17 protein-coding genes and 1 pseudogene are annotated in these 16,590 nt (G+C 72.5%); 10 read left to right on the top strand and 8 right to left on the bottom strand.

Annotation, left to right across the window (positions count from 1 at the left end; genetic code table 11):
- Positions 1-17: 17 nt before the first annotated feature.
- Complete coding sequence (locus ACIA5G_RS27065) at positions 18-1,502, top strand: CoA-acylating methylmalonate-semialdehyde dehydrogenase (protein ID WP_395927911.1); 1,485 nt, start codon at positions 18-20, stop codon at positions 1,500-1,502.
- Positions 1,503-1,589: 87 nt separating this feature from the next.
- On the opposite strand, the pseudogene ACIA5G_RS27060 reads toward ACIA5G_RS27065, so the two are convergent.
- Positions 1,590-1,755, bottom strand: a pseudogene (locus ACIA5G_RS27060) (IS481 family transposase); the annotation flags it as partial.
- A 566-nt stretch (positions 1,756-2,321) separates the two neighbouring features.
- Between ACIA5G_RS27060 and ACIA5G_RS27055 the strand changes: the two are divergent.
- Entirely contained in the window at positions 2,322-2,681 is a 360-nt protein-coding gene (locus ACIA5G_RS27055) for a hypothetical protein (RefSeq protein WP_395927909.1), read from the top strand.
- On the opposite strand, the gene ACIA5G_RS27050 is transcribed toward ACIA5G_RS27055, so the two are convergent.
- A complete protein-coding gene (locus ACIA5G_RS27050) occupies positions 2,678-3,244 on the bottom strand; it encodes a TetR/AcrR family transcriptional regulator (protein WP_395927907.1) in 567 nt (188 codons plus the stop codon). The genes ACIA5G_RS27055 and ACIA5G_RS27050 overlap by 4 nt on opposite strands.
- Positions 3,245-3,453: 209 nt before the next feature.
- Between ACIA5G_RS27050 and ACIA5G_RS27045 the strand changes: the two genes are divergently transcribed.
- From ACIA5G_RS27045 to ACIA5G_RS27025, 5 genes are all read left to right on the top strand, one after another.
- Complete coding sequence (locus tag ACIA5G_RS27045) at positions 3,454-3,906, top strand: (2Fe-2S)-binding protein (protein WP_395927905.1); 453 nt, start codon at positions 3,454-3,456, stop codon at positions 3,904-3,906.
- Entirely contained in the window at positions 3,893-4,855 is a 963-nt protein-coding gene (locus ACIA5G_RS27040; RefSeq protein WP_395927903.1) for an FAD binding domain-containing protein, read from the top strand. Before ACIA5G_RS27045 ends, ACIA5G_RS27040 begins: the two co-directional genes overlap by 14 nt.
- Positions 4,852-7,026 carry a xanthine dehydrogenase family protein molybdopterin-binding subunit gene (locus ACIA5G_RS27035; RefSeq protein WP_395927901.1) on the top strand — a complete coding sequence of 725 codons (2,175 nt, stop codon included), beginning with the start codon at positions 4,852-4,854 and terminating at the stop codon, positions 7,024-7,026. The genes ACIA5G_RS27040 and ACIA5G_RS27035 overlap by 4 nt, the downstream gene beginning before the upstream one ends.
- A 243-nt stretch (positions 7,027-7,269) precedes the next feature.
- A complete protein-coding gene (locus ACIA5G_RS27030; RefSeq protein ID WP_395927899.1) occupies positions 7,270-8,700 on the top strand; it encodes a carboxylesterase/lipase family protein in 1,431 nt (476 codons plus the stop codon).
- A 125-nt stretch (positions 8,701-8,825) separates the two neighbouring features.
- Positions 8,826-10,103, top strand: a complete 1,278-nt coding sequence (locus tag ACIA5G_RS27025; RefSeq protein ID WP_395927897.1) for a sensor histidine kinase — start codon at positions 8,826-8,828, stop codon at positions 10,101-10,103.
- On the opposite strand, the gene ACIA5G_RS27020 is transcribed toward ACIA5G_RS27025, so the two are convergent.
- Positions 10,081-10,857 (bottom strand): alpha/beta fold hydrolase, encoded by a 777-nt coding sequence (locus ACIA5G_RS27020; protein WP_395927895.1) that lies wholly within the window; start codon positions 10,855-10,857, stop codon positions 10,081-10,083. The two genes, ACIA5G_RS27025 and ACIA5G_RS27020, sit on opposite strands and share 23 nt — an antisense overlap.
- Positions 10,858-10,967: 110 nt before the next feature.
- Between ACIA5G_RS27020 and ACIA5G_RS27015 the strand changes: the two genes are divergently transcribed.
- Positions 10,968-12,392, top strand: a complete 1,425-nt coding sequence (locus ACIA5G_RS27015) for an APC family permease (RefSeq protein ID WP_395927893.1) — start codon at positions 10,968-10,970, stop codon at positions 12,390-12,392.
- A 1-nt stretch (position 12,393) separates the two neighbouring features.
- On the opposite strand, the gene ACIA5G_RS27010 is transcribed toward ACIA5G_RS27015, so the two are convergent.
- Positions 12,394-12,756 (bottom strand): hypothetical protein, encoded by a 363-nt coding sequence (locus ACIA5G_RS27010; RefSeq protein WP_395927891.1) that lies wholly within the window; start codon positions 12,754-12,756, stop codon positions 12,394-12,396.
- A gap of 139 nt (positions 12,757-12,895) precedes the next feature.
- Here ACIA5G_RS27010 and ACIA5G_RS27005 point away from each other — a divergent pair, with 139 nt between their 5' ends.
- Positions 12,896-13,342 carry a DUF2269 family protein gene (locus ACIA5G_RS27005; protein ID WP_395927889.1) on the top strand — a complete coding sequence of 149 codons (447 nt, stop codon included), beginning with the start codon at positions 12,896-12,898 and terminating at the stop codon, positions 13,340-13,342.
- On the opposite strand, the gene ACIA5G_RS27000 is transcribed toward ACIA5G_RS27005, so the two are convergent.
- Positions 13,339-14,028, bottom strand: a complete 690-nt coding sequence (locus ACIA5G_RS27000) for a GNAT family N-acetyltransferase (protein WP_395927886.1) — start codon at positions 14,026-14,028, stop codon at positions 13,339-13,341. The two genes, ACIA5G_RS27005 and ACIA5G_RS27000, sit on opposite strands and share 4 nt — an antisense overlap.
- A 75-nt stretch (positions 14,029-14,103) precedes the next feature.
- Here ACIA5G_RS27000 and ACIA5G_RS26995 point away from each other — a divergent pair, with 75 nt between their 5' ends.
- Complete coding sequence (locus tag ACIA5G_RS26995; RefSeq protein ID WP_395927884.1) at positions 14,104-14,733, top strand: hypothetical protein; 630 nt, start codon at positions 14,104-14,106, stop codon at positions 14,731-14,733.
- Here the strand turns inward: ACIA5G_RS26995 and ACIA5G_RS26990 are convergent.
- From ACIA5G_RS26990 to ACIA5G_RS26980, 3 genes are all read right to left on the bottom strand, one after another.
- Positions 14,652-15,284, bottom strand: coding sequence for a hypothetical protein (locus ACIA5G_RS26990; RefSeq protein WP_395927882.1), 633 nt, complete (start codon positions 15,282-15,284; stop codon positions 14,652-14,654). The two genes, ACIA5G_RS26995 and ACIA5G_RS26990, sit on opposite strands and share 82 nt — an antisense overlap.
- A 77-nt stretch (positions 15,285-15,361) precedes the next feature.
- Positions 15,362-15,772: a VOC family protein gene (locus ACIA5G_RS26985; RefSeq protein WP_395927880.1), complete on the bottom strand. Its 411-nt coding sequence runs from the start codon at positions 15,770-15,772 to the stop codon at positions 15,362-15,364.
- 69 nt (positions 15,773-15,841) lie between these two features.
- Positions 15,842-16,399, bottom strand: a complete 558-nt coding sequence (locus ACIA5G_RS26980) for a hypothetical protein (protein ID WP_395927878.1) — start codon at positions 16,397-16,399, stop codon at positions 15,842-15,844.
- Between the last annotated feature and the right edge of the window lie 191 nt (positions 16,400-16,590).

Genomic DNA, 16,590 nt, shown 5'->3' with positions numbered 1-16,590 from the left:
CTACCCGTGGGAGCACCGTGAACACCATCGAACACTGGATCAACGGCGTCGCGACACCGGCGGGCTCGACCCGCACCGCACCGGTCTACAACCCGGCCACCGGGCGGCAGCGGGCGGAGGTCCTGCTCGCCGAAGCGTCCGATGTGGACACCGCGGTCGCCGCCGCGGGCAAGGCCTTCGAATCGTGGGGCAACTCCTCACTGTCCCAACGGACCAAGGTGATGTTCGCGTTCCGCGAGCTGCTGGTGCAGCACGAGGACGAACTGGCCCGGCTCATCTCTGGCGAACACGGCAAGGTCGTGGACGACGCCCGCGGCGAAGTGGTGCGTGGCCGCGAAGTCGTCGAATACGCCTGCGGCATCGCCGACGCCCTCAAGGGCAGCTTCTCCGACCAGGTCTCCCGCGACGTCGACGTGCACAACTTCCGCCAGCCCCTCGGTGTGGTCGCCGGGATCACGCCGTTCAACTTCCCGATCATGGTGCCGTTGTGGATGCACCCGATCGCGATCGCCACCGGCAACACCTTCCTGCTCAAGCCGAGCGAGCGTGATCCGTCCGCGTCGAACCTGGTCGCCGAGCTGTACGCCGAAGCCGGACTGCCCGAGGGTGTGTTCAACGTCGTGCACGGCGACAAGACCGCGGTCGACGCGATCCTCGACCACCCCGACATCGCCGCGGTCTCCTTCGTCGGCTCGACCCCGATCGCCAAGTACGTGCACCAGCGCGGCACCGCGGCCGGCAAACGTGTCCAGGCCCTGGGCGGAGCGAAGAACCACGCCGTCGTGTTGCCGGACGCCGACCTGGAGTACGCCGCCGACCACCTCACCGCGGCCGCGTTCGGCTCGGCCGGGCAACGCTGCATGGCGATCTCGGTCGGCGTGGCCGTCGGCTCCGCTGGGGACAAGCTGGTCGAGATCCTCGAACGCAAGGCCCGCGAGGTGAAGGTCGGCCCGGGCAGCGACCCGGCGAGCGACATGGGGCCGGTCATCAGCCCGGCCGCCCGCGAGCGCGTGGCCGCCGCCGTCGCCGGCAGCGGCACGCAGGGCGCCACCGTGGTCGTCGACGGCCGGGGCCTGCAAGTCGAGGGCCACGAAGAGGGCTTCTTCATCGGGCCGTCCCTTGTGGACAACGTGACGCCGGAGATGGACGCCTACCGCGAGGAGATCTTCGGCCCGGTGCTGGTGATCGTGCGTGCCGAGACGGTCGACGACGCGATCGCGATCATCAACGCCAACCCGTACGGCAACGGCACCGCGATCTTCACGGCGAGCGGCGAGGCCGCCCGCAAGTTCCAGCGCGAGGTGAAGGTCGGCATGATCGGCGTCAACGTCCCGGTCCCGGTCCCGATGTCGTACTACTCCTTCGGCGGCTGGAAGGACTCCCTCATCGGCGACAGCCCGATCCACGGCCCGGAAGGCGTCCGCTTCTACACCCGGGCGAAGGTCGTCACCACCCGCTGGCCACACACGGAGGCCGCCTTCACGTTCCCCACCTCGACCTGAGCCACTACCGGTCAGGAGTCCGTGCGCCGCGACGCCTCCTTCGACTCGGGCCCGCTGACCTAGCTGTATTGACCCGTGAGGTTGGGGACGCGGCTTCGCCGGGGTCGCGGCAGCGGCCGGCCCATCGGGCGGCGGTGGTGACCGAGACCTGGAACCGTTCCGCGGCTCGCCGCAACGGCCACCGGTCTTCGACGACGCAGCGGGCCAGGCGCAGCCTGCCGGTCGGGGTCCGGAGTGAGTTAGCGTGGGCCACGAGGCTCCAGGTCGCCGGTGCAGATGCCGCAATCCACACCGAACCCGGAGGCCCTCCCCGCGCCAAGATCATCCGAGCACGTGTCGGCCCGTACCCAACCTCCGCGGTCGGTACACCTAGCCCGTGTTGCGGCGCACCGGTTCCTGGCACCATTGCCGGCTCGGGCATCGGCACCCGGCTCGGCGACCCCGGCGAGGCGCACCTGCCCTCCGGCGTCCTGCCCGTACTCGTCTTCGCCCACGGCCACCTCGTCAACGCCAACCTCAGGCGCAAGCTGATGCCGTTGCCGGCCGACGGCTTCCGGTGCTTCGACCCCTCGCTCAGCCACTGGACTCCTCCCTGTTCCCGGCGAACCGGAACGCCGACCCCTCACCACCGGGGATCGCCCGGCTGACCGCCGCCGACGCCGGGCAGGTTCGGCCTGCTCAAGGCGACCACGCGAACGCGGCCGAGCGGATCGCCCGACAGCCCGGCGCGACCTTCCGCACCCGCCCCTCCACCTAACCGGAACACCTACCTCCGGTTTTCCGGTACGGTGGCGGCAGGACGAACCCAGGAGGTCGCCAATGGGATACCGAGGCCCGCTCCCGAAGAAGGCCGTCGACCGCGTGAACACCTGCGTCGGCACGCTCCGGACGTCACCGCGCTGGGGGCGGATGGTGCGCCGCCACCTCACGCAGGTCACCTACACCGGACGGCGGTCGGGGCGCACCTTCAGCACGCCCGTCGGCTACCGGCGGGCCGGGGACGTCGTCACCATCGGCGTCCGGATGCCCGACGCGAAGTCGTGGTGGCGCAACTTCACCGGCGACGGCGCGCCGCTCTCGCTCGAGGTCGACGAAGTGAACCGCAGCGGGCACGCGGTAGCCCGGCGGGACGAGAAAGGCCGGGTCACCGTGACCGTCCGGCTCGACAACGGCGTCTAGCGGGCCATCCCGTGCCAGAGCAGGTCGGCGAGCCCCTCCGCCTCGCGCTGCCACTCCCCGTTCGGGTCCAGGAGCAGCAGACCGGCCAGGCCGCGCAGCACCTGGACCGGCTTGAGGCCCGGCCGCACGGTTCCGGCCGCGACATTGGCTTCCAGCAACGTCGACACCGCGCCGACCATCGCGTCGTAGGCGCTCGCGGGGAGCTCGCCGCGCGACGCCGTCGCCGTGCGCAGGGCGTCGGCGAGGCCCTTCTTCGTCATCATGTAGTGCGCCAGGTGGTCGGTCACCCACACCCGGAACGCCTCGTCCGGGGCGTGCTTGTCCAGCAGCACCGGCACGATGTCCACGATGTGCCGGACTTCGCGCTGGTACACCGCCAGGATCAGCGACTCCGGCGTCGGGAAGTGCCGGTACACCGTGCCGACGCCGACTTCGGCCTGCTTCGCGATCGCGTTGAACGAGACCTCACCCGTCTTGGCCAGCGACGCCGCCGCGGCGACCAGGATGCGCTCGTGGTTGCGCCGGGTGTCCGCACGCCGGGGGCTGACCGAACCCGTCGTCATCGTCCCTCCCGGAAGTCTCGTCGTCCCGCTGAATGTAGTGCAGGAACCCGCCGGAGCTGGACCAACTCCAGCAGGCACCCTTCGTTGCGAACCGGATTGTAATCCGCTAGCCTCGCGAACGGGTCATCAAGCGGATGAATATCCGGTACCCGTTCGCCGCCACCACCACCGTCAGGTCCACCACCCGGACGAGCTGCGGAAAGAGACCAGTGGACATCTCACTCGAAGTCAACGGCACCACCGAACACCTGGACGTCGATCCCGGCGTCACCCTCCTGGACGCGTTGCGCGAGCGCCTCGACGTCACCGGCCCGAAGAAGGGCTGCGACCGCGGCCAGTGCGGCGCCTGCACCGTGCACGTCGGCGGCCGGCCCGTGCTCTCGTGCCTCACCCTGGCCGCCACCGTCAAGCAGCCGGTGACCACCGTCGAAGGACTGTCCACTGAGGACAGCCTGCACCCGGTGCAGCAGGCCTTCGTCGACCAGGACGCGCTGCAGTGCGGCTTCTGCACCTCCGGCCAGATCATGTCGGCGGTCGCCGCCGTCGAGCAGGAGGTCACGGACGTGCGGGAGTTCATGTCCGGCAACATCTGCCGGTGCGCCGCCTACCCGAACATCGTCAAGGCCGTCGAGCAGGCAAGGCGGGCCGATGCGTCCCTTTGAGCTGACCGCCCCCACCACCGTCGAAGCGGCGCTCGCCACCCCCGGCACGTTCCTCGCCGGCGGGACGACGCTCGTCGACCTCATGAAGCTCGACGTCCTCACGCCGCAGCACGTCCTCGACATCAACGAGGTGCCGTTGCGCGGCATCAGCTCCGGTGACGGGCTGCGGTTCGGCGCGCTGGAGCGGATGAGCGCCATCGCCGCCCACCCGGACGTCTACCCGGCGATCTCGCGCGCCCTGCTGCTGAGCGCGTCGCAGCAGATCCGGAACATGGCCAGCATCGGCGGGAACCTGCTGCAGCGCACGCGCTGCTCGTACTTCCGGGACGTCGCCTCGCCGTGCAACAAGCGTGAGCCCGGCAGCGGCTGCTCCGCGATCGAGGGCGCCAACCGGATGCACGCCATCCTCGGCACCAGCGACTCTTGCGTCGCGACGCACGCCAGTGACGTCGCCGTCGCCCTGGTCGCGCTCGACGCCCGCGTGAAGCTGGCCGACGCCGAGGGAACCCGCGAAGTCGCCCTGCGCGACTTCTACCAGGTGCCCGGTGACACCCCGGCGCTGGAGAACGACCTGCGGCCCGGCGAGCTGATCACCGAGGTGATCGTCCCGCGGCTGGACTGGGCGGCGAACTCCACCTACGTCAAGGTGCGCGACCGGCAGTCCTACGAGTTCGCGCTGTGCTCCGCCGCCGTCGCGCTGGACGTCCGGGACGGCGTGGTCGCCGACGCCCGGGTCGCGGCCGGCGGGGTCGGCACGGTGCCGTGGCACCTGCCCGCCGTCGAAGAGGCCCTCAAGGGCCGCCCGGCGACCGAGGCCGCCTTCGAGGAGGCCGTCTCGGTGGCGGCCGACGGCGCCCGGCCGCTGTCGGAGAACGCGTTCAAGGTGCCGCTGCTCAAGCGCACCATCGTCCGCGCCCTGCTCGAACTGACCGAGGGGAGCACCCGATGATCACCCGGCTGGACGCGCCGCTGAAGGTCACCGGCGGGGCCAAGTACGGCGCCGACCACTCCTTCTCCGGCATGGCCTACGGCTACGTCGTGCTCAGCACGATCGCCCACGGCGAGATCGAAGCCATGGACTTCTCCGCGACGCGGGAGGCCCCCGGCGTGCTCGGCGTCTACTCGCCGTTCGACCCGCTGGAGATGCGCACGGCCACCTCGCCGCTGTTCGGCGACACGTGGGTTCCGTTGCAGGACAAGGAAGTCACCTACTACGGCCAGCCGATCGGCTTCGTCGTCGCGGAGACGTTCGAGCAGGCCCGCGACGCGGCGGCGCTCGTGAACGTCGCCTACCGTGCGCTGCCGGCGAAGACGTCGCTGGCCGAGGGCCTCGCGACGGCCGAAGACGCGCCGCCGGCCCGGGACGGCGCGCCGCCGACCCTGGAGGTCCTCGAAGACGGCGTCGAGTCCATCGCGGACGCGTTCGCCGCGAGCCCGGTGGTCGTCGAGGCGACCTACACCACCGCGACCCAGAACCACGCCGCGATGGAGCCGCACTCCGCCGTCGCGGTGTGGGACGACGGCGTGCTGACGATCTACAGCGGCAACCAGGCGTCGAACCTGCAGGCGATGGAGCTGGCCAGCGCACTGGAGCTGGACCTGGCGGCCGTGCACGCGGTGAACCCGTTCGTCGGCGGCGCGTTCGGCGGCAAGGGCCGCACGTCCGCGCCGGCGTTCCTGGCCGCCGCGGCGGCCCGGGCGCTCAACCGGCCGGTGAAGGCCGCGCTCACCCGCGAACAGGTCTTCACCGCGACCGCGGGCCGCGCCGCGACGGTCCAGACCATCAAGCTCGGCGCGGAGCGGGACGGCGGCCTGGTCGCCGTCAGCCACGACTCGTGGTGCAGCACGGACACCGCCCGCTCGTTCGTCGAGCCGACGTCGCACGGCACCTCGCGCGAGTGGTACGCCACCAAGAACCTGGCCATCAGCCAGAAGGTGGTGCCGCTGAACATCCCGCCGACGACGTTCATGCGGGCCCCGGGTGAAGCGCCCGGCTCGTTCGCGCTGGAGAGCGCGGTCGACGAACTCGCCGTCGCGCTGAACATGGACCCGATCGAGCTGCGCATCCGCAACAGCTCGATCGCCCCGCCGGGCAACGACCTGCAGTGGTCGAGCAAGCACCTCGACGAGTGCTTCCGCGTCGGCGCGCAGCGGTTCGGCTGGGCGCACCGCCCGGCCGGCTCGTGCACCGACGGCGACTGGCTCGTCGGCACGGGTGTGGCCACGGCGATGTTCCCCGCCCTCCGGTTCCCGGCCACGGTCGGCATCACGCTGCGGGCGGACGACACCGCCGACGTCGCGACGAGCGGCGCGGACCCGGGCACCGGCCTGCTCACCGTGCTGTCCCTGGTGGGCGCCGAATCGCTGGACATCCCGGCGGAGCGGATCACGCCTCGGCTCGGTGACTCGGCGCTGCCGCCGGGCGGCCTGTCCGGCGGCTCGACGGCGACGGCGAGCGCGGGCACGGCCATCATGATCGCCGCCACCAAGGCGATCGACGAGCTGGTGGCGCTCGCCGCCGACCCCGGCGCGCCGTTCGAGGGCGCCGAGGTCACCTACGCCGACGGCCGGGTTTTCGCCGACGGCCGGTCCATGACGTTCGGCGAGCTGCTGCGCGCCGTGGGCCGCGAGACGCTCGAGGTGACCGGTTCGTCGGCCCCCGGCGAAGAGGTCACCAAGCACTCGTTCAGCTCGTGGGGCGCGCAGTTCTGCGAGGTGCGCGTGCACCGGTTGACGCGTGAGGCGCGGGTGTCACGGATGCTCGGGGTGTTCGACGCGGGCCGGATCATCAACGACAAGGCGGCCCGCAGCCAGATCATGGGCGGCATGATCTGGGGCGTGTCGGCCGCTTTGCACGAGGGCCTGGAGATCGAGGCCAACGGCCGGCTCGCCAACGGCGACTTCGCGAGCTACCTGCTCCCGGTGAACGCCGACATCCCGGAGGTCGACGTCCACTTCGTCGAGTACCCGGACACGCTGCACAACGCGGTCGGCGCGCGGGGCCTGGGCGAGATCGGCACGGTCGGCATGGCGGCGGCCGTCGCCAACGCGGTGTACAACGCCACCGGCACCCGGGTCCGGCACATCCCGATCACCATCGAGGATCTGCTCGCAGACTGACCGGACCGGCAAGAGCGGCAGAAATGCCGGCCGAAGGGCGGGGCGCCGGCGAGCGCCCCGCCCTTCGGCTGTGCCGGGCTCCGGGTTTTCCCGCGATCGGCCACTTGGCGGATCGTGCCCGGCGCCGTTACCCATCCGCGACAACGATGACGACCTTCGCCGATGACGCCGGACGGGTCCCGGTCCTAGGCTGTCGGGCGCGGCGCCGAGCCGCCCGCTGTTGATCCTCGAAGGGACCCCCGCATGACCGACCCCGTCGTCCCCACCACGTCCGGCGCGGTCCGCGGTCAGGTCACCCCCGCCGGTGTCGCGCGGTTCCGCGGCATCCCCTACGCCGCCGCACCCGACGGCGATCTCCGCTTCTCCGAACCTGTCCCGGCTCCGCCGTGGGAAGACGTCCGCGACACGCAGAGACCCGGGCCGACCGCGCCGCAGCGCCGCCACGACGTGCCCGGGATCGACCTCTCGCCGATCAGCGGCGCCGGCTGGCGGCCGGGCCCGGAGTACCTGACGGTCGACGTCTGGACCCCGCAGCTGGGCGCGGCCGGCCTGCCGGTGCTGGTGTTCGTGCACGGCGGCGCGTTCCTCGGCGGCACCGGCTCGGCGGCGGTCTACGACGGGACCGCGTTCGCCCGGGCCGGCGCGGTGCTGGTGACGGTGCAGTACCGGCTCGGCATCGACGGGTTCCTGCCGGTCGACGGCGGTGCGACCAACCTCGGCCTGCGCGACCAGCTCGCGGCGCTGCGCTGGATCCAGGAGAACATCACCGCGTTCGGCGGCGACCCCGGCAACGTCACGCTCTTCGGCGCGGCCTCCGGCGCGGTCAGCGTGGCGTGCCTGCTCGGCTCGCCGCTCTCCCCGGGGCTCTTCCACCGCGCCATCGTCCAAAGCGGACACCCGGACATGGTGCGCGACGGTGTCCAGGCGCGGCGGCTGGCCAAGGTCGTCGCCGACGAGCTGAAGGCGGAACCGACCGCCGAAGCGTTCCGGAAGGTGTCTACCGAGCAGCTGCTCGACGCGCAGGACGCCGTCCTGCGGCCGGGCGGGGCGCCGGACCTGCGGGACGCGCTGGGCTACGACCGCGGTTACGGGCTCAGCCCGTTCCTCCCGGTGGTCGGCGACGACGTTCTGCCGCAGCACCCGGGCAAGGCGATCCGGGCGGGCGCGGGCGCCGACGTCGACCTGATCGCGGGCAGCTGCAGCGAAGAGATGCGCCTGTTCCTGGTGCCCTCCGGCGCGCTCGAAGCCGTCACCGACGACCAGGCGATCGCGTCACTGGCGGTGTCACACCCCGACCCCGCCGGCATCCTGCACGCCTACGGCCTCGGCACCGACCGCACCGCGGGTGAGGTCCTCGTCGAGGCCCTGACCGACCTGGTCTTCCGCGACGGGGTGCGCGACCTCGCGGCCAACCACACCGGCCGGACCTACCGGTACGAGTTCGAGTGGGGCTCTCCCCTGCTCGAGGGCAGGCTGGGCGCGTGCCACGGGCTCGAACTGCCGTTCGTGTTCGACGCGCTGGGCGCGCTGTCCGGGCCGCGGAGCCTGCTCGGCGAGCACGCGCCGCGGGAGCTCGCGAGGGACCTCAACAGCGCCTGGCACCGCTTCGCCGCCACCGGCGCGCCCGGCTGGGCGGAGTACACGGACGACGAGTCGCTCTACCACGCGTACTGATCGGCTCCCGGCCGCCGTCGCCGCTTGCTCCACCGGGCTGGACTCCGCCGCCGGACGGTTGACTATCCCCCGGTTCCGCTGCCAGGCTCAGGCCGCCCGGACGGCCGGATGAACGGGGACCACCGATGCCCGAGGCGGGCTCTGCCGCACCGCCGCGCGCGTTCGTCCGCACGCTCTTGCGCAGCGGCACACCGGCGGAACCCACCGGACCGGTCGACGACACCGCGGACCTCACCGCGGTCGGCGACGCGACGCTCGCCCGTGCGTCGCGCTACTGGATCGTCGTGCCGCTCGCCTACCGCATCGCCGCGTTCGTCAAGGTGTTCATCGGCTTCGCCGCGGCGAACGGCGCCGTCGGGCTCGGACCGGCGCTGGGCGCCACCGTGTTCGCCGTCGCGGCCAACACCGTCGCGATGGTGTGGGTGCTGCGCAACGGCGGGTTGCGGGCCCGCGCCACCGGCCGCGCACTCGGCTTCGACCTCGCGATCGGGGTGCTGCTCAACTTCACCGTGGCGGTGACGGCCCCGGCCGCGGTGCAGCCGTTCGCCATCGACGTGTCCTGGACGTGGCTGGTCGGCGCGGTCGCCATGTGGGCGGGGACCTCCGGGCTGCCCGCGGCGCTGTGGCTGTTCGCGGCGGCCGTCCCGCTGCGGGCGGCGCTGACCCTGGCCGGCGGCCTCCCGCTGGGCGACCCGCTGGCGATGACCCGCTCGATCGGCTGCCTGGTCGCGCTGGCCGTGGCGATCGTGCTCGCGGTGGCCATCCTCGTCCTGCTCGGTGTCGGCACCCGGTTCGCCCTCGACATCGGGCTCCGGCGCGGCCGCGAGGCCGAACGCCGCCGCACCCGGCGCATCATGCACGACAGCGTGCTGCAGACCCTCGAAGCGCTGGCCATTTCGGCGCCGGGGGACGACGCGCAAGCCGTCACCCGGCTCTCGGAGCTGCGTTCGGTGGCCAAGGCCGAAGCGGCCGAGCTGCGCCGCCGGATCACCGAGCCGGTGCCCACCGGGCCGTCCCGCGGCTTCGCCGTCGAGCTCGCCGACGTCGCCACCGAAATGGCGCGCGACGGCCTGCGCACCCAGCTCGTCGCCGCGGACTTCGCCGACGACAACAAGGTCTCCCACGACCGGCGTGCCGCCCTGTGCGAAGCCGTCCGGGAAGCGTTGCGCAACACCGTGAAGCACTCCGGGACGAAGCAGGTCGTGCTGCGCGTGGAGAAGCGTGACGGCGGGATCGCGGTGGTGGCCCGTGACCAGGGTCAGGGCTTCGACGTCCAGGACCGGCCGCCGGGCTTCGGCATCAGCCAGTCCATCGTGGCGCGGCTGGCCGAGGTCGGCGGGCACGGCACGGTGGATTCGCAGCCGGGGCGCGGCACCCGCGTCACGATGTGGGTGCCGGGCTAGTGATCAGCCGGGCGACCTGCGGTGCGTGGGTGAAGACCAGCCCGTGATCGGCGTCCAGCCAGGACGTGGTGACGTCCGGGCGTTCGCGGACGAGCCGGTCGACACCGGCCCGCCAGTTCCGGTTGCACCGTTCCACGAGCTCTTCGCCGCCGTCACCGGCCATCGACGTCGACACGATCAGGCTGATCGGGCGGTCGATCTCCCGGTACCGGCCGAGGATCTTCGCACGGACGTCGTCGATTTCGACGTTCAGGTCGAGGATTTCCGGTCCGCTGAGCAGCACCCGGCGCGCGGGGTCCTGGCGCGCCGCCTGCTCCTTCGCCATGTCGTCCCACATCGCGCGGAACACCGGCAGGTCGGCCTCGGTGAGGAACGGTTCGGGCACCGGGATCGCCCCGTCGACGAGCACGAGCCGGGCGAAGGTGCCCGGGTGCCCGGCGGCGTGCTGCAGCACCAGGTCCGCCCCCAGCGAATAACCCACGAGCACCGGTGGTTCGCGCAGGGGGAGACTCGCCAGCACCGCGGTGAGATCGCCGAGGAACGCGTCGAAGGAGTACCGCCCGGCCGCTGAAGCCGAGCCGTGGCCGCGGAGGTCGAAGGTCACCACGTCGTGGTCGCGCCGCAGCAGCTCGATCAGCTCGTGCAGGTCGGCCTGGGTCGAGTTCAGCCCCGGGCACAGGACCAGCGGCCGGCCCCGGCCGCCGCGGGACACCGGGATCGTGACGCCGTCGTGGTGCACCGTGCTCCGCCGCATGGCGCAACCGTATCCCGCGTCCGGTGACAACGGGCCTGCGCTGCGGCACAAGACCACCGCCGGTTCGGGGCGCACCATGGCCGGACAGTCACCAGGTGAGGAGAAACCCCATGGCCGAACCGGGTTCGCTGCGCCGAGACGCACTGGGCACCCCGGGTGTCGTCTTCCTCGTCCTGGCCGCCGTCGCGCCGTTGACCGGCATCGTCGTCATCGCGTCGCTGGGCATCGCGCTCGGGAACGGCGGCGGCATGCCGGGCGCCTTCCTGCTCTCGGCCGTGATCCTCGTGCTCTTCGGCGTCGGCTACGCGCAGATGAGCAAGGTCGTCACCGGCGCGGGCGGGTTCTACGTCTACGTCACCAAAGGACTGGGCCGTCCGCTCGGCCTGGTCGCGGCGCTGATCGCGTTGCTGGGCTACAACTGCTTCGTCGCCGGGGCGGTCGGGACGAGCGGGTTCTTCACCGCGAACGTCGTCGAGCAGGTTTTCGGGTGGCACACGCCGTGGCAGCTCTGGAGCCTGCTGTCGGCCGTCGCGGTGTTCGCGCTCGGCCGGCGCGGCGTCGACGTCAGCGCGAAGGTGCTCGGGGTTTCGCTGGTCCTCGAGGTGTCGATCCTGCTCGTGCTGGACGTCGCGGTGGCCGTCCGCACCGGACTCGACGGGCACGCGTTCGCACCCGGCGTGGTGTTCTCCGGGTCGGTCGGGATCGCCTTCCTGTTCGCCTTCAACGCCTTTGTCGGCTTCGAAGCGACCGGCTTGTTCAGCGAAGAGGCGCGGAACCCGCACCGGACGATCTCCCGCGCGACCTACACGGCGATCACGCTGATCGGCGTCTTCGCCGCGTTCACGACGTGGGCGGTGGTCAGCGCGACCGGCGTCGCCCAGGCCGGGCAGGCCGGCCAGGACCACCTCGCCGCCGGGGATCTCGTCTTCTCGATCAGCCGGACCTACCTGGGGTCGTTCCTCACCGACGTGATGATGCTGCTGCTGGTCGTGAGCCTGTTCGCGGCGCTGCTGGCGCTGCACAACTCGGCGACGCGGTACCTGTTCGCGCTCGGCCGGGCCCGGGTGCTGCCCGCGGTCCTCGGCCGGACGAACGCTTCGAACGGCGCGCCGTACCTCGCCAGCGGGACGCAGATCGGGTTCGCGGCGCTGATCGCCGCGGTCTACGCGCTGGCCGGGCTGGACCCGCTCGCCGACCTCACGGCCAGCATGACCGGCATCGGCACGCTCGGCGTGATCGCGCTGCAGGCCCTGGCCGGGGTCGCCGTCGTCGCGTACTTCCGCAAGCGGCGCGACCCGCGGCTCTGGCGCACCGCGGTGGCGCCCGGCCTCGGCGGGCTCGGCTTGGTCGCCGTGACGGTGCTGGCGATCGTCAACTTCCCCACCCTCGCCGGCTCCGCCGCGCCCGCGATCGCGCTGCTGGTGGTGGCCGTGGCCGCCGGGCTCGGCCTCGCGGCCTGGCTGCGGCGCCGCCGGCCGGACGTCTACGCGGGCCTGGAGGCGCTCGGCGTCGACGCCGAACCCGTCCCCCGGTAGCTCAGGCCGCCTGCCGGGCTTCGCGCTCGGCGGCCAGGCTGGCCCGGCAAGCCGTGGTCAGCTGGGTGGTGGCGGCGCTGCCGCCGTGTCCGCACCGCGGGCACGACATCAAGACGGTCAGCGAGAGTTCGTCGACGGCCACGGCCAGTTCGGTCCTGCAGTCGCGGCACCAGCGGTGCCGGGTGACCGGGCTGACGTGCAGCGGCGAGGCGACACACTGGTGGATCCACCGGCCGTGCACGTGGCAGGTCAGGCGGTCGTCCGGCGCCAGCAGGCCCATGTCCTCGGCGTCGTCTTCGGTGGCGAGCAGGACCGGCAGGCTCCGGACCCGGGCCGGCGTGGCGGTGGTGATCGAGGCGGTCATCGTGGTCCCCTTTCCGGTGCTACCCGGACGTCGAACCGGAGCCGCCGGAATCGACATCCGGACGGGATTGGCCGGAACCCGGCGGTTCCTGGCATTCCTGCCACTCCTCGGCACCCGCCCGGACCACTAACTTCGGCTCGTGTCGAAGTTCCTGCTCTCGGTCCACGTCCTCGCGGCGATCCTCGCCGTCGGCCCGGTCGCCGTCGCGGCCAGCATGTTCCCCGCCGCGGTCCGGCGAGGTGATCTCAAGTCCGTGACCCTGCTGCACCGCATCTGCCGCGTGTACGCCTACGCCGCCGTCGCGGTGCCGGTGTTCGGGTTCGGCGTCGCCGGCACCATGCACGTCATGGGCGACCCGTGGCTGATCGTGTCGATCGGCCTCACCGCCGTCGCGGCCGCGGTGCTGGCGCTGCTCGTGCTGCCACGCCAGAAGCGCCTGCTCGCCGAGCTCACCGGGGAGTCCACATCGGACACCCTGGGCCGGCGCGCCGCGCGGCTGGCCATGGTCACCGGCGTGTTCAACCTGCTGTGGGCGGTGGTGACGGTGCTGATGATCGTGCGGCCCGGCTCGTCGACCGGGGCCTAGACCGCCACCGTCGCCGGCACGCGGACCGCCACGAAGTCCGGCCGCCGGCGCAGGCCGAAGCCCAGGGAGAGGTAGAGGCGGATCGCGCCGGTGTTGCTCGCGGCCGCGTGCATCATCGGCGTCTCGCCCCGCTCGCGGATGCCCGCGGCCACGGCGAGCACGAGCCGCGTCGCCAGGCCCTGCCCCCGATGCGCCGGGTCGGTGCAGACCGCGCTGATCTCGGTGAAGCCAGGCGGGTGCAGCCGCTCTCCCGCCATCGCGACCAGCGCGCCGCCGCGCCGGATCCCGAGGTAGGTGCCGAGCTCGACGGTCCGCTTCCGGAACGGCCCCGGCTGCGTCCGCGCGACGAGGTCGAGCATCTCCGGCACGTCCGCGGGGCCCAGCCGGACGGCTTCCGGCTCCGGCGCGGCCGCGATGCCTTCGTCGACGAGCTGCACACCGGGGATCTCGTCGAGCACCTCCCACCCGGGCGGCGGCCGCTCGGCGGTGGCCGCGAGCACGACGACCGCCCCCGGGCCGGCCAGCGCGGCGACGTCCCGCCAGTCCTGCGCGCCGGGATCGTCCGGGAGGGCGAGGAACGGCGCGACGTCCTCCTGGTAGCGCAGCACGCGCCCCCGTCGTTCCGCGAAGCGGGCGTGCGGACCGGTCAGCGACGCCCACGCCGGGTTGTCGAGTGGAGAAGCCATGCCGCCAGCATGCGGAAAACAGCCGGGCCGGCGGCGCTGCTCCCACATCCTGAGCGTCGTCGATAGGGTGCGCTCGTGGGTTCCCAGGTGCCGGTGTGGATACCGATCGTCGTCGCGCTGCTCGGCCTGGCCGGGGTGCTCCTCACGCAGGTCCTCTCGGGCCGGCGCGAAGCCCGGCGGATGACCGAAGAGACGGCCCGCGAGGAGCGCCGCTGGCAGCGCGAGCGGGAGGCCCGGACGCACGAGACGCGCGCTGAGGCCTACGCCTTGCTGCTCGGCGCGCTGGAGGCGTTCGACGGGGTGCTGTTCCAGGCCCGCGCCGTCCGCGAGGCGGGCGATCGGCTCGACGAGCACCAGGTGACCGAGCTGCGGGGGGTCCGCAGCGAGACCCAGCACGCGCTCGGCCCGGTTGCCCTGCACGCCCCGGAGGCGGTCCGTCGGCTGGTCAGCGACGCCGCGCTGCCGCGGATGCGGCTCACCACGATGCTGCTCGACGCCGACGGCGACACCACGAAGACCCGTGCCGCCTGGGACGCGGGCCAGCGCGGTTACCGCGTCATGCGCGCCCGGATGCGGCAGGACCTCGGGTTCGACGCGGAGCCGGTGGAAGAGCTGTTCGGCGCTCAGCCGACCGGGGTCAGCGCGTCGTCCGAGAGCACCTCGGAGCCGGCCGAGACGACCAGCCGGCCCCCGGAGATCGTGTAGCGGTAGTCGCCGTTCACCGCGACGAAGCCGTCACCCGCGGCTTCGGCCGGCAGGAGGATGTGGGTGTCGTCCGAGGCCGCCTGCCCGCGGGCCTGGCCGTCGTAGAAGACGCGGCCGTCGGGCGTCTTGCAGACCGTGATGAGGGACTTCGCCGTCTGCGCCACCAGCAACGCCGTCCCAGCGCCGCCTGGCAGGTATCGGGCGGCGTCACCGGGGCAGGGCTTCTCGGCCGGGGCGGCCGAGGTCGACGTCGACGGCGTGGCCGGCGGCGTCAGGGCGTTCGCGGTCGTGACGACGGTCTTGGTCGTCGGCAGCGCGGGGGTCGTGTACTCCGGGAACGGCCCGGACGCGGCCGGCGCCGGCTTCGAGCGCCCGGCGAACAGCAGGACCCCGGCCACCGCGACCCCGGCGACCAGCATCAGGGTGAGCAGCACCCACAGCGCCCGCACGCGAGCCCGGCCCGGGGCCAGGCTCGCGCAGGTGCCGCACCGCCGGGCGGCGGGGTCGTTGACCGCGCCGCACTGCGCACAGGTCCAGGGGGAACCCGCCATCGGGCCTCCTTCGGCCCGGCGCCACGCCACGCCGGCACCTCATCGTCACCGACGAGGGCGCTCGCTGCAACGGCTCGTTACGCCGGCTGGACGACGTTGACCATCCACGGGATGCCGAACTTGTCGACGCAGGCACCGAATTCGTCGCCCCACATCTGCTTTTCGAACGGAACCGAAACGGTGCCGCCCGCACTCAGCTTTTCCCAGTAGCCGCGGAGGTCTTCGGCGTCGTCGCCGCTGAGGCTCACCGAAATGTTCGTGCCCGGGTTGTGCTCCATCCCGGCCGGGGTGTCGGACGCCATCAGCGTGAAGCCGTTTTCCGCCTCCAGCTGGGCGTGCATGATCTTTTTCGCGTCCGCTCCATCGGGTGAACCGAACTCCCCGAACGTGTTCACCTTGAGGGTGCCGCCGAAGACGCTCTGGTAGAACTCCATGGCCTGGCGCGCGTCGTCGCGGAAGCTCAGGTACGGATTCAAGACGGAAGCCACTGCAGACTCCTTCGGTCGAAGAGAGCAGCATCCTCGCAGAAGCCTCCGACCACGCCAAACGCGGAAATTTCAGACCACGAACCGGCGGTTCGCGGCCGGTTCCAACGGGAGCGCGCCGTGCAGCGCGGCGCGGGCGCGCACCTCCAGCGTGCCGTCCAGGGGCCGGCCGCCGGCCGCCGGCGCGGGGTGGAACGTGCCGCGGTCGAACAGGTACACCAGCGCGAGCTTCCGGTCGCGGCGCCCGGTCGGCTCGGCGAACTCCACGGTCGCGGACCGCAGGCAGCCGCCGTACCCCGCCCGGGCCAGCCGGTTCGCGACGTCCACCAGGTCACCGGTCAGCACGCGCAGGTCGTGGTTGCGGCGCCAGCACCGGACCGTCGAGCGGCCGTCGAGGTCCAGGGTCACCAGCGGGTGCACCGGAAGCCGCGCCGACGTCGCGGCGATCAGCTCCGCCTCGGTGCGGGCCAGCGCGTCGCCGTCCACCTTGAAGCCGACCGTGCCGCCGCCGGTGGGCGTGAGGCCGAGCGCGGCGCGCATCCGCGGGGCGGCCGCGGCGAGGCTGTAGAGGGACTGCAGGTCCGGACGGGACGTCCAGCAGCGGACGAGCTTGCTGTCCAGCAGGGTCACGGGCGTTGTGTCCTATCTCCGGTCGAAAAGACCGCCGGACCGGGCGCACTGGCAATGTCCACAGTGGACGTCAGGCGCGGGGACGCGGGGTCGGAAAGGACAGCATGCCCCCGCCGTCCCCGCTTCCGGAGCGGAATCGGACGATCACGCGGCGAACGGCACCGGCGCGCCGCCGAACGGTCCGTCCGGCG

The sequence above is a fragment of the Amycolatopsis sp. NPDC051758 genome (genome assembly GCF_044453095.1).
GTDB lineage: Bacteria > Actinomycetota > Actinomycetes > Mycobacteriales > Pseudonocardiaceae > Amycolatopsis.
The sequence above is the reverse complement of the archived record's forward strand: the minus strand, read 5'-3'. Positions and strand labels throughout refer to the sequence as shown.

Bases quoted from the DNA above. Each gene is read 5' to 3' on its own strand.
- ACIA5G_RS27055 (WP_395927909.1), top strand. From the start codon at position 2,322: ATGGGATACCGAGGCCCGCTCCCGAAGAAGGCCGTCGACCGCGTGAAC.
- ACIA5G_RS27050 (WP_395927907.1), bottom strand. From the start codon at position 3,244: ATGACGACGGGTTCGGTCAGCCCCCGGCGTGCGGACACCCGGCGCAAC.
- ACIA5G_RS27040 (WP_395927903.1), top strand. From the start codon at position 3,893: ATGCGTCCCTTTGAGCTGACCGCCCCCACCACCGTCGAAGCGGCGCTC.
- ACIA5G_RS27035 (WP_395927901.1), top strand. From the start codon at position 4,852: ATGATCACCCGGCTGGACGCGCCGCTGAAGGTCACCGGCGGGGCCAAG.
- ACIA5G_RS27030 (WP_395927899.1), top strand. From the start codon at position 7,270: ATGACCGACCCCGTCGTCCCCACCACGTCCGGCGCGGTCCGCGGTCAG.
- ACIA5G_RS27025 (WP_395927897.1), top strand. From the start codon at position 8,826: ATGCCCGAGGCGGGCTCTGCCGCACCGCCGCGCGCGTTCGTCCGCACG.
- ACIA5G_RS27020 (WP_395927895.1), bottom strand. From the start codon at position 10,857: ATGCGGCGGAGCACGGTGCACCACGACGGCGTCACGATCCCGGTGTCC.
- ACIA5G_RS27015 (WP_395927893.1), top strand. From the start codon at position 10,968: ATGGCCGAACCGGGTTCGCTGCGCCGAGACGCACTGGGCACCCCGGGT.
- ACIA5G_RS27010 (WP_395927891.1), bottom strand. From the start codon at position 12,756: ATGACCGCCTCGATCACCACCGCCACGCCGGCCCGGGTCCGGAGCCTG.
- ACIA5G_RS27000 (WP_395927886.1), bottom strand. From the start codon at position 14,028: ATGGCTTCTCCACTCGACAACCCGGCGTGGGCGTCGCTGACCGGTCCG.
- ACIA5G_RS26990 (WP_395927882.1), bottom strand. From the start codon at position 15,284: ATGGCGGGTTCCCCCTGGACCTGTGCGCAGTGCGGCGCGGTCAACGAC.